This is a genomic window from Rugamonas sp. FW305-51 (assembly GCF_058786935.1).
Genome location: NZ_JBYSZG010000001.1, coordinates 255905 through 268033, shown reverse-complemented (window position 1 = coordinate 268033; position 12129 = coordinate 255905). Strand labels below are relative to the sequence as shown.

The window sequence follows — 12129 nt, the reverse complement described above, 5'->3', positions numbered from 1 at the left end:
GTCACTGCTAAAGTTAACGTGACAGACTGCGCAATACCAGGCTGGACAACAAAGCCGGCGCCTCCTCGGTGTAATCCAGGCTGTGCTGCAGCAGCAGCGGGTTGAGGTAGGGGCGGATCACCAGGCAGATCGCCGCCACCGTCTCGTCGAGCGGCGTCTTGCGTTCGAACTCGTCCGATTCGCGCCCCTGGCGCAGGATCTCCTGCAAGATGGCCTTGATGCTGTCCTCGAAGGCGCTCACGGCCTGCCACCGTTCGGAAGCGGCCGAGGCGGCAATGTCATGCAGCTTGCGGTCTTCGAAGAACAGCTTGAGACTGGCTTCGACCATCGCCTTGAACATGCGCCTGAGCTTCTCCGGCGGGTGGTCGGCGCCGTCCACGGCGGCCGTGACCTCGGCGACGATCTGGCGCAGGCAGTTGGCGCAGATCTGTTCGCCGATGGCCTGCTTGGAGACGAAGAACTTGTAAATATAGGCTTTGGAAAAGCCGATGGCCTTGGCCAGGTCGGAGACCGTGGTCTTTTCGTAGCCGTACAAGCGGAAATGTTCGGTGGCCGCGGCAACGATCTGATCGCGGACGTCATGGTCGGCGGGCCCGCGGGCCGGGCCTGGGGTGGGGGTGGTTTTGCTCATGTCCGACAGCTTACCTCTTTCATCAGGAATTGACAACGAGTGACCATTTGGTGATATAGTCACAGCTCATACCTTACTTTTTCATTTCGGGAACACGCTCATGCAACCCAAACGCACTCTCTTGATGTTCGCCGTCGCCACGCTTTGCACGGCGTGCGCGGTCGGACCGGATTACCGGCGCCCCGACATTGCCATGCCGGACCACTACCTGGGGCAAACGGCGGTGGCGCAACGGCAGGCCAGCGCCACGGCCGACATCGCCGCCTGGTGGGACGGCTTTGGCGATCCGCTGCTGACGCGCTATGTGACGCAGGCGCTGGCGCAGAACCTGGACCTGGCGCAGGCCGCCGCGCGCGTGGCGCAGGCGCGGGCCGGGCTGGGCGCCGCCGAGGCCGCGCTGCTGCCGTCCGGCGCCGTCAGCGTCCAGGGCGCGCGCGCTTACCAGTCGCTGCAGACGCCGCTGGGGCAGGTGATGAACGCCTCGCCCCATTTCGACCGCTACGGCAACGCCTACGAGGCCAATATCGGCGCGGGCTGGGAGCTGGACGTGTTCGGTGGCTTGCGCCGGGGCCGGGAAGCGGCGCTGGCCGAGTATCAGGCGACCGAGGCGGGCGCGGCCGCGACGCGGCTGGCGGTGGCGGCGCAGACGGCCGACCTTTACATCAGCATCCGCGGCCTGCAGACCCGACTTGACGTTGCGCAACATCAAGTCAGCACGCAACAGGAGCTGCTCGCCACGGTCAAGCTACTGTACGGCAAGGGGCTGGCCGCCGAACTGCAAGTGCGGCAAGTGGAGGGCGCGCTGGCCCAGGTGCGGGCGGCGGTGCCTGTGCTGGAGGCGGGGCGCGACACGGCCATGAATGCGCTCGACGTGATGCTGGGCACCCAGCCCGGTACCCACCGCGCGGAGCTGGCCCAGGCCGGCGCCATCCCGGCCGCGCCGCAGGTGACGGCGGCCGGATCGCCGGGCGAGCTGCTGCGGCGCCGGCCGGACCTGATCGTGGCCGAACGCCGGCTGGCGGCGTCCAACGCGCGCATCGGCATGGCGGTGGCCGAATATTATCCCAAGCTGTCGTTTAGCGGCCTGATCGGCAGCGCCACGTCGCTGTCCGGCGGACAGCTGTTTTCGGCCGGCGCGGCGCAGGCGTCCGGCCTGCTGGGCCTGCGCTGGCGCCTGTTCGACTTTGGCCGCATCGATGCCCAGATCGCGCTGGCCAAGGGGCAGGAAGCCGAGGCGCTGGCCGGCTATCGGCTGGCCGCGCTGCGCGCGACCGAGGATGTCGAAAATGCGTTCTCGGCCCTGGTCAAACGCGAAGACCAGGCCGGCATACTGGCCCAGGGGGTGGATGCGCTGGGCCGGGCGAGGGGCGCCTCGTACGCGGCATACCAGAAGGGCGTAGTGAGCCTGATCGAAGTGCTGCAAGCGGACGAGAACCTGCTGCGCGCTTCGGATATGCGGGCGCAGGCGCAAACGGAGTCCGCGCGCGCGGCGGTGGCCGCCTTCAAGGCGCTGGGCGGTGGCTGGCAATCGCCGCCAGCCGTGGCGCTGGCGGCGGGCCGGCCGGCCGCTTGAGGCGCATGGGCTTGCCGGGCAAGCCGCGCAACAACAAGGGGCCGCGCGGCCCCTTGTTGTTATATCGTCGATTTCATGCCGCCGTTATCGTCAGCTGAGTGTGTGCGGTCGCTTACAACCGATGGGGCGGGCGACCGCTGGCCACTGCATCAGGGCGCGGTACAGGTATAGTTGCTGGCCAGCCTGGCGGCATTGTTGTCGTTTGCCGGACCCGTATAGCGCGGGTATTGCGGGTACTGGCACAACGGCCGGCTCAGCGCCGCACTGCCATCCGGGTTGAGCCTTGCAGCCGTCGGCTGGACGGGCGCCGTACCCTGGTCGACCCATTTGTCCAGCACCTCCACCAGATTGACGGCATCGGCGCCTGGGCCGCCGAAGCAATGTCCTACGCCTGGCGCCTGGTAATAGCGGACAAAGCCGTCGATAGTCGATTGTCCCCCCATAGCTGCCTTCATGTTCTCGTAGTAGGCCGTCGTTGCCCGTTGCGTCAAGGCCGCGTCGCTCGTTCCATGCCACAGGATCAGCTTGCCGCCGTGGTTCATGAACGGCCGCACGTCGGCGTCGGTCGCGTCGTTGAGCGTCGCCATGGCGCGCAGGGCGTCCTGGTTCGCATCCCAGTCATAGGCGAGGGAGTTCGCGTTGGGGTCCCTGGCCAGATAGTACTTGACCACCCCATCCTGGAACAGCGTCTGCAGGCCGTCGCGGCCGTTGCCTGCCGTTCCCGTCAGCCAGGTCGGCCAGCCACCGGCCCCGCCCGGCCCCGCCGCTTCGTCCTCATTGCCGCTCAGGGCCCAGCCCGGACTGATGTAGGTGCCATGGCCGAAACTGGCCGGCGTCGTCCATGCGTGCACGACCGCCAGCTGGGCGTCGGACAGGCAACTGTCGCCCGTGTCGGCGCCGGCGGGGCAGCGCAAGCTGTCCGGATCGAAGTGGCAGGCGGACAGGTTCGAAACGATGCCGTCGGCGACGCCATCGCCGGCATCGCACGCGTCGCGCACGGCCTTGGCCAGCAGCGAAAGCTTGGCGCCCGGGAAACCGGCGCCCGGGGCGGCGAGCGCCTTGGCGTTGCGGTTGGAATGCCCCATCAGGCCGGTCCAGTTGTAGGCCGGCGCGCGCGCGACGATGCCGTCAAACAGGGTGGGATTGCGTTGCGCGGCCATCAGGCCTTCCCGTCCGCCGTTGGAACAGCCTTCGTAATAGGCCCGTTGCGGGTCGGCGCCAAACGCGGCGTGCAGCATCGCCTTGGCGGCGGCCGTCGTCGCGGGAACGGAGCCGGAACCGAACAGCGCGGCCTGCGCCGGGTCCAGCGCGAACGATGCGTCCAGCAACGAGCTGCCGTTGTGGCCACCGTTGCTCTGCACGATGGCGTAGCCGGCGGCGAGCACACCGGGGCCGCTCCACATGAAATTCTGGATAGCCCCGTCGAAGCCGCCGCCGCCCGCGTAGACGAGCTTGCCGTTCCAGCGCTCCGGAATCGTCAGTTCGAGTTTTAGCGCCGGGGCGATGGCCGCGTCGACCTTGCAGTAGGCGGGGCTGACCGCCGTCGCGTCCACCATGGTGGCGGTGTCCACGGTGGCACCGCCCAGCGTTTTTCCCTCGAGGGCGTCACACGCTTGCCGGGCTGACACGGCCGAAAGCGGCGTGGCGCCATGGGTACTGCCGCCGCAGGCGGACAGTCCGCAGGCGGCGGTGGTGGCGAGCGCCGCGACGGCCATGCGGATTGGGGTCGAAATAGGCGATATAGGGGGCACTGTTGTCTCCTTCTGTTTTATGTTGCAGGGAAGTGCGGCCGGCGGCCGGGTGTATCCCGGCCGCCGGCCGATACGGCGGGGAAAAGTGGCCTACTTTGCCCGGGAGATGGCGGATTGTCGCGGCGCCAACAGCGCGATCAGCGCCGGGATCATCACGATGGCGCCCACCATATTCCACAGGAACATGAAACCGAGCAGCAAGCCCATATCGGCCTGGAACTTGATTTCCGAGAAAGTCCAGACGGCCACGCCCAGGGCCAGGGCTATGCCCGTCAGCATCACGGCGCTGCCGGTGGACTTGAGCGTTTCGAAATAGGCCGCCACCAGGCCCATGCCCTGTCCAAGGAAGTGCTCGAGCCGGTTGTACAGGTAGATACCGTAGTCGACGCCGATGCCGACGCCCAGCGCGATCACTGGCAAGGTGGCGACCTTGACACCGAGGCCGAGCCTGGCCATCACGGCCTCGCACAGCACCGAGGTCAGGAACAGCGGCACGATGATGGCCATCGTCACCCGCCAGGAGCGGAATTCCCACAGCACGAGCAGGGCGACGATGCCGTAGACCAGCAACAGCATCTGCGTTTCGGCCCGCTTGATGACGATGTTGGTGGCGGCCTCGATGCCCGCGTTGCCCGCCGCCATCAGAAATTGCGCTTGTCCGTCATTGTGCTGCGCCGCGAATTGTTCGACGGCCGCCACCACGCGCGTCAGGGTCGCCGCCTTGTGGTCGGACAGGAACACCAGCACCGGCGTCATGGAACAGTCGGTATTGAAAAATTCCGACGGCAGGGCGCGGTGCGCCGCGTTCGACACGAAGCGGTTGCGGGTGATGGCCGACCATTTGAGGTTGCCGCCGTTGCTGCCGGCGATCATCTTCTTCATGGCGTTGAACAGCGACGCCGTCGACTCCACCCCCGGCACATTCTCCATCGTGGCCTGGAAGCGGTCCACGGCCGCGGCGACCGGATAGGAGCCGCACATCTCGGGCGCACTCTTGACCATGACGACGAACACGTCCGGACTGGTGGAGTAGTGGCCGACGAGGTAGCCGCTGTCGCGGTTGTAGCGCGACTCGGTCCGCAATTCCGGCGCACCCGGTTCCAGGTCGCCGATCTTCACGTCGCGGGCGGCGTGCCAGGCGAACCCGAACAGCAGCAGCGACAGCAGCGCGACGACCGCGGCCCGGCGCGGCTCGGCCAGCGTCGACAGGGCGCGCGCGAAGCGGCGCGGGCTTTGGTCTTTCCTGTGCTGGTGGCGCAGGCAGGCATCGGACACGCCCACGCAGGACATCAGCAGCGGCAGCAGGAACATCTTGGTCAGGATAATCGTCAGCACCCCGACCGAGGCGCCGATCGCCAGTTCCCGTATCACCCCGATATCGATCACCAGCAAGGTCGAAAAGCCGACAGCGTCGCAGATCAGGGCCACGCTGCCGGGGATGAACAGCATGCGGAACGTCTGTTGCGCCGCTTCGATATTGGACTTGCCCCCGGCCCGCGCCATGGCCATGGTGTTGATGTTCTGCACCGCGTGGCTGACGCCGATGGCGAAGGTCAGGAACGGCACAAGCATCGAGTACGGGTCCAGACTGAAGCCCAGCAGCCGTATGATCCCCAACTGCCAGATCACGGCCAGGCTGCAGCAAAACAGCGTGGCCAGCGTGCTGCGCCAGCAGCGCGCATAGGCGAACAGCAGGATCGCCGTCAGGGCGTAGGTGAGCAGGAAATACTGGCCGATCGCGCGCCCGCCCTGGATCAGGTCGCCCACCACCTTGGCGAAGCCGGTGATGTGAATCGCGATGTCGCCGGAGGCGTAGCGGCTGCGTATCCGCTGTTCCAGCTTGTCGGAAAACGCGCCATAGTCGAGCTTGTCGCCGGTCTGCGGATCGATCTCCAGCAGCGGCACCAGTATCATGGCCGACTTGCGATCGTTGGCCACCAGGCTGCCGATGGTGCCCGAGCGCTCGACATTGGTGCGCACGACGTCCAGCTTTTCCGGCGTGTCGTCGAGCCCTTCCGGGATGATGCGGCCGGCCGTCATGCCTTCCTCGGTCATTTCCTGCCAGACCACGTTGGGCGTCCACAGCGATTTCATGTTGCCGCGGTCCACACCCGGAATGTAGAACACCTCGTCGGTGATCTTCTTCAGGGTGTCGAGATAGGCTTTGCTGTAGATGTCTCCATGGCGCGCCTCGACGGCGATGCGCACCACATTGCCCAGCGGGCGCAGCTCGTTCTCGTAGCGGATGGCGTTGGTGATGAAGGGATGGTTGGCGGGCACCATTTTCTGCAGGCTGGCGCCCATGCGCAGATGGGCCGCGTGGTAGCCGAAGAACAACGAGGCCAGGATGAACAGCGCCAGCACGGCCAGGCGGTGGCGGAACAGGCGCGGCTCGATCAGCTTTTCCAGCAGGCCCAGCTTGGCATGCTGTGCCGGCTGGGGCGGAATGTCGGAGGTGTTCCAGGTTTCTCGTTTCATGGCTGGCTGGGCTTTTCTGCAGTGGGCGAGGGATAGCGGACGGCGCCGCCGGCGCCGGCCAGGATGAGGGTGCGGTCGGCCGCCGCCCAGGTCATGGCGCTGACCGAGTTGGCTGCCGCCGGTCCGGCAGTAAAGCTCAGGCCGCCATCGCCGCTCTTGAGCAGGCGCCCGTCGGCGGCGGCCAGGTAGAGCGTGCCGTCCGCCAGCAGGACGCTGGCCGTCAGTGATTTTTGGGTCGGGGTGGGGATGGCGCGCCAGTGCCGCCCCTCGTCGCTGGAACGGAACACCTTGCCGCCGAAACCGTAGGCGAGCAGGATGGCGGCGCCATCCTTGTCGCGCCATGCGCGCACGCCGAACAGCTGGCCGGCATAGCCGGTGTCGAGCCGCTGCCACGCGTTGTCGCCGGCGCCGAGCCGGAACACCTGGCCCGCTTCCGCCGCCAGTAGCACGGCGCCGCCCGTCTGGCCGCTGACGGCATTGATGTGCAGGCCGTCCGGATTGACGGCCTCGATGCCGGCCAGGGCCCAGTGCCGGCCGCCATCGGCGGTGCGGAAAGCCTGGCCGAAGGAACCGACGGCGTAGCCGACGGCCTCGGAGGCGAACCACACGTCGAACAGCGGCCGCGACGGACCGAACTGGGTGGCCGCCTTGGCGTCCTCCAGCCCGTCTTCCAGGCGCCCGATGACGGCCGGGTCCGGCGCCGCCGTCCGGGCGCGCTGCAGGCGCTGCTGCGCCGCCTCCAGGATCAGGGCATTGGCCTGGTTGCCGTCGAACTGCCTGGTCCAGCTCTTGCCGCCGTCGCCACTGGTCAGGATGATGCCGTCATGGCCGACGGCCCAGCCGCGCAGCGGACTGGGGAAGTGCACGGCCGTGAGCGTCACGGACGCCGGCACGTCGGCCTGGACCCAGTCCTTGCCGCCGTTGTCGGAGTAGACGACGATGCCGCGCTCGCCGACGGCCAGCAGGCGCTGGCCGGCCCAGGCCAGGTTCAGCAGCATGCTCTTGTCGGCGCGCGCCGACTTCAGGGCGGGCAGGGCCAGCAGGTCGACGCCCGCCAGCGCCTGGCCCGGCCCCAGCAGCGCCGCCAGCAGGGCGCACAGCGGCGCCAGCGCGCGGCGCCGCGGATGAAATGATGATTGCGTCATGGTTGGGCTTGGTAAATGGTTCAGTTGCTGAAGCGGCGCAGGTTGTCGACCGAGAACATGTTCACGTCGGTCTTGACGTTGAACTTGATCGGCCGGCGCGCGTTGATCAACGCCTGCACCAGATAGCGGCGCGCCTGCAGGTCATACATGAGTTCGCAGGCGAACCATGGCGCCGGGGCGTCGTAGAACTGGACCGCTTCCACCTCCTTGATGCGCCACAGTTCGCCGCGGCCGTCGTACTCGTCGGCGTGGGCCACCTGCCAGGAGTCTTCGTCGATATAGAACACGCGCTTGCTGTAGATGTGGCGCTTGCCCGCCTTGAGCGTCGCCTCGACCACCCACACCCGGTGCGGTTCATAGCGCACCAGGTCCTGGTTGAGGTGGCCCGGCTTGACCAGGTCGGCCGCGCGCACGTCCTTGCCCAGCATGCGGTAATTGTTGTAGGAGATGATCATTTCCTTCTTGCCCACCAGTTTCCAGTCGTAGCGGTCGGGCGCGCCGTTGTAGGCGTCGTAGTCGTCGATGGTGGCCAGGCCGTCGGCGCCGATCTGGGGCGAGTCGTACGCGACCTCGGGGGCGCGCAGCACGCGGCGCGAACCGGGATTGTAGGTCCAGACCAGGCGCGGTTCCTTGAGCTGGTCGAGCGATTCGTGCGCCAGCAGCGATTCGCCGGCCACGCTGGACGGTGCCGTCAGCAGCGCGCGGTAGTAGAACAGGCGGTTGGGCTCCGGCTTTTCCATGGACGAGGCCCAGGTGATCAGTTCGCTTCGCTCGACCGGCGTGAACGCGCCGTTCACCTGGACCGGGAAGGTGCTGCTGACGCGGTTCAGGCTGCCGCCCCGGTAGCGCGTCAAGTGGTTCATGATCACTTCCAGCCCGTTCTTGGGCAGCGGGAAGGGCACGCTGGACTTGTTGACGTTGGCCAGCCCGTTGCCGCCTTCCAGCAGGGCCGCCTTGGCCGCCTCGGCCTTGATGTAGTCATACTGCTGCTGCGGCATGGCCGTGGTGCGGTGGCTGGGATAGACGTTGAGCTTGTAGGTCGGGAAGCGCTTGAGCAGTTCCACCTGGCCGGGAGCGAGCTTGTCGCGGTATTGGGCCAGGTTGGCGGCGCTGATGGTGTAGAGCGGCTTTTCGGCCGCGTACGGGTCGGCGTACACAGTGGCCGCCTCGACGTTGGCCGGGATCTTGGCGAGACCACCGTCCCAGGCCGGAATGGCGCCGTCCTTGCTGGCGGCCCGCTCGGCCCCGGTCGGCGTCAGGTCCTTGCCCAGATGCTCCACTTCCGGCGCCGTCAAGGCCGCCAGGGCGCCAGCGGAACAGAGCAGGCCGGCGCCGATCAGGCTGGCGGTCACGGCATGATAGAGGGTTGTACGGAACAGCATTGCAGTCTCCTTATGTCTTTTAGAAATTGATACCGGCCACCACGGACACGAAATCGCGGTCGTGCAGCACGTCGTATTTGGCGTTGTGGTTGAAGCGCGTAAAGCTGAGGTCGGCGTAGTAGCGGCTGTTGTATTCGGCGCGCAGGCCCAGGGCCAGGATGCGGCGGTCCTCGTTGAAGGTGGCGTCGGCCGAGTAGCCCTTGACGTCATGCGACCAGAACAGGCGCGGCTTGAGATTGACGCCCGCGTAGACGTTCGGATAGCTCAGTTCGGCCAGCACGCGGTAGCCCCAGGCGCTGCGGGTGAAATAGCCCTGGTCTTCGCAGTAGCCGGGGTTGGGATTGCCGGTGGCGGCGCAGGGGATGGTCGCCGTCTGGCCCATGTTGTACACGAAGTTGCGGCCGTAGCGGGTGCCGGTGCTGGCATCGCCCATGTCCGACCAGCGCTGGTAGGCGGCCTCGGCGATCAGGGTCAGCGATTCGGCCGCCATCACTTGCGGCACGATCCTGATGGTCGACAGCTGGACCTGGGTGCGGTTTTTCAGGTCATAGCCGCGGATGTAGCTGCCCGCCGGGGCGCCCGCCGCCGCGCCTTGCGGGCCGAGGCCGAAGCCTGTCCCCAGCACCAGGTCGACGGCATTGATCTGCACCGGGATGTCGCGGCTGTGGCTGATTTCGCCCGAGACCGTCCAGCCCTTGAGCACGGTCGACGCGCTGGCGCCGGCCACCTTGATGTTCTCGCCGGAATAGTCGAACAGGTATTGCATGGGCGACAGGATGGTGCCCCAGGCGGAGTTGTCCGGCGAGGCCGTCCTGAGCGGCGAGACGATGGGCGTACGCTGGTGGTAGTTGACGAAATAGGCGCCCAGGTCGGTGTCCAGCGCGTTGGCGAAATAGTGCAGCGCCAGGCCGAACTGGCCGCTGTTGCGCGGCACCTTGTCGGGCGCGCGATGCATGGCGAAATTGATGTCGGGCGCGCCCGGCACCAGCGGCACGCCGGCGAACTGGCTGCGGTCGTTCAGGCCCAGGCTGTCGCCGCCGACCAGGGAGCCGGCGGGACAGTTGAGCAGGTCCGACAGCGACCAGTAGGTGCCGCAGCCGTCCAGCACGGTTTTGCGCCAGCGGAACTGATAGAAGGCGTCCAGGCTCAGGCCCTCGGCCAGGCCGATATTGGCCGCGATTTGCGGGATGGGCAGCAGGATGTCCTTCACCTGGGCGCCGGGCCGGTTGGCGGCCGTCACGTCGAAGGCGCCGAACTGGTTAATGCCGGGAATGAACAGGCTCTCGCCCCAGTTCACTACCTGGTTGCCGAGCTTGATGTTGAGGGGCAGGTGGCCCATCACGTCGACGTTGGCGAACACGTAGGCGTTACCCAGTTCGACGCCGGAAAACTTCGTCAGGCGGTCGAAACCGCTATCGTCCAGCGTGCGGCCGGCCACATAAGCGTTGCCGAAATTGCCATGGGCGACGCCGCGGTGCTTGCCCGTGTAGTCATACCAGCTCTTGGCGCCGATCAGGGCGCCGAACTGGTCCTGTTTGATCATCACTTCACCGTTCAGGCGCATGATGCTGGTGAAGACCGAGCCCTTGTCGTAATTGAGCTCGCCGTCGTCGTTGGAACTGCCGCCGCGGCCGCCGTTCGCGGTGGAAATCAGGGCGCTGTCGGGACTGCCCACGCGGCGGCCGATGCCGACCGACGCGTTCAAGGTCCATTTTCCCTCGGCACCGCTGTCCAGCTGAAATTCGCCCGCGACCGCCGGGATGGCAATGCAGCTGCCGCCGAGCATGGCGGCAATGGCAAGGAACATCGTCGTTCCCGCCAGGGCGGGCCGGTCCGTCGCGGTGCCACCTGGCGTTGTTGAAACCTGGCTCATCTAGTACTCCTCCATTTTTTCCCTGCTTGTTATAAACGGCCCATTCCCGGTCAGGAAAGGCTGCATCCGAGTGTAGGGAGGAGGGGGGCCGGCCGCATGGCCAAACGTGCAGCCGGTTGACGAATCGTGCACGGACAGCGGCCCGTTGGCGCGATAGCCGGTTGACACAAGCATGGACCCGGCGGAACGGCAACAATGGCGCACAAAAACCAGCAAAATACAGGAGACCAGCCGATGCCAACCATTTGCCCCGCCGGGCCGGGGGACTGTCCATGAATGCCCCGCTCCAGAAGTATCAGTTCGCCGATATCGCATCGTGGCAGCATGCCATTGCGGACCAGTTCGTACCGCTGGAGATGCAGGCGCCCGGCGGCCGGGCCGGCTTTTACGCCAAGGGCCGCCTCGCGCGCTTCCATCAGTGCGTGGTGGCACAGATGACCGTGACGCCGCACCGCTTGCGGCGGGTAAAAAGCGCGGTGCGGCAAGCATCGGCCAGCCATCTCAAGGTGCTGTGGCCGATACAGGGGCGCTGCCGCATGCGTTACGAGGGCAGGGAGTACATGGTGTTGCCCCAGCAATGGACCATTTATGAAACGGGCTTGGAACACGAGATTGACGTGGACGAGACGGGCACGTTTCTGGCACTGATGTTGCACAATTCGCAATGTGGCGGCCTGATGCCGGCGCTGCAGCGCCGGCGTGGGCAGCCGCTGGCCGTGGCGGGCCCCGCCTCGGTGGCGCTGGCGACGCTGGGTAGCCTGTTGAAAGAGGACGTGTCGCTGGACCGGCGCAGCGCAGAGACGCTACAGGACACCATCATCGCGTTGCTCGATTGCGGGCTCAGGCAGGGCAGCGCCGCGCCGGCGCCGCCGCCGGCCAGGCCGGACCGCTTGCGGGCGATCCAGCAATTCATGCGCGACAACCTGGCCGACCCGGATCTGTCGCCCGACAAGATCGCCAATATCTACGGCATCTCGCGGCGCAGCCTGTACACCATGTTTCTCGACGCGGGCAACACGCCGGCTGCTTTCATGCTGTCGACCCGGCTGGTGGCCGCGGTGGCGATGTTCGAGAACCAGGCCTGGCGCAATCGCAGCGTCACCGAGGTCGCGCTCGAATGCGGCTTCGCCGATATGTCGCATTTCAGCCGCGTCTTTCGCCAGCGTTTCGGCATGAGCCCCAGCGAATGGCGCCATCGGCAGCAACCGGCGCTTGCCATGTGAGCTTGCCTTGGCGTCCGCGGCCGGCCATGCAGCAGGTTGGCGCAAGACTGGGGAATCGAGTCGCGCAAGAATG

8 protein-coding genes are annotated in these 12129 nt (G+C 66.7%); 2 read left to right on the top strand and 6 right to left on the bottom strand.

Annotated features, from left to right (window positions below):
* Positions 1-13 precede the first annotated feature (13 nt).
* Positions 14-631 (bottom strand): TetR/AcrR family transcriptional regulator, encoded by a 618-nt coding sequence (locus AC3WOS_RS01105; protein WP_492713967.1) that lies wholly within the window; start codon positions 629-631, stop codon positions 14-16.
* A 100-nt stretch (positions 632-731) separates the two neighbouring features.
* Here AC3WOS_RS01105 and AC3WOS_RS01100 point away from each other — a divergent pair, with 100 nt between their 5' ends.
* The gene (locus tag AC3WOS_RS01100) at positions 732-2204 is read left to right on the top strand and encodes an efflux transporter outer membrane subunit (protein WP_492713966.1); all 1473 of its coding nucleotides are present in this window, start codon (positions 732-734) and stop codon (positions 2202-2204) included.
* Between the two features lie 149 nt (positions 2205-2353).
* Here the strand turns inward: AC3WOS_RS01100 and AC3WOS_RS01095 are convergent, their stop codons facing one another.
* The 5 genes from AC3WOS_RS01095 to AC3WOS_RS01075 form a co-directional block, all read right to left on the bottom strand.
* The gene (locus AC3WOS_RS01095; protein ID WP_492713965.1) at positions 2354-3955 is read right to left on the bottom strand and encodes a tannase/feruloyl esterase family alpha/beta hydrolase; all 1602 of its coding nucleotides are present in this window, start codon (positions 3953-3955) and stop codon (positions 2354-2356) included.
* Between the two features lie 90 nt (positions 3956-4045).
* Positions 4046-6433: an efflux RND transporter permease subunit gene (locus AC3WOS_RS01090; protein ID WP_492713964.1), complete on the bottom strand. Its 2388-nt coding sequence runs from the start codon at positions 6431-6433 to the stop codon at positions 4046-4048.
* Positions 6430-7578, bottom strand: a complete 1149-nt coding sequence (locus tag AC3WOS_RS01085) for a WD40/YVTN/BNR-like repeat-containing protein (protein ID WP_492713963.1) — start codon at positions 7576-7578, stop codon at positions 6430-6432. The genes AC3WOS_RS01090 and AC3WOS_RS01085 overlap by 4 nt, the downstream gene beginning before the upstream one ends.
* 20 nt (positions 7579-7598) lie before the next feature.
* Positions 7599-8960 carry a DUF1329 domain-containing protein gene (locus AC3WOS_RS01080; protein ID WP_492713962.1) on the bottom strand — a complete coding sequence of 454 codons (1362 nt, stop codon included), beginning with the start codon at positions 8958-8960 and terminating at the stop codon, positions 7599-7601.
* A gap of 19 nt (positions 8961-8979) precedes the next feature.
* Entirely contained in the window at positions 8980-10833 is a 1854-nt protein-coding gene (locus tag AC3WOS_RS01075) for a DUF1302 domain-containing protein (RefSeq protein ID WP_492713961.1), read from the bottom strand.
* Positions 10834-10994: 161 nt separating this feature from the next.
* Between AC3WOS_RS01075 and AC3WOS_RS01070 the strand changes: the two genes are divergently transcribed.
* A complete protein-coding gene (locus AC3WOS_RS01070) occupies positions 10995-12056 on the top strand; it encodes a helix-turn-helix domain-containing protein (protein ID WP_492713960.1) in 1062 nt (353 codons plus the stop codon).
* Positions 12057-12129 lie beyond the last annotated feature (73 nt).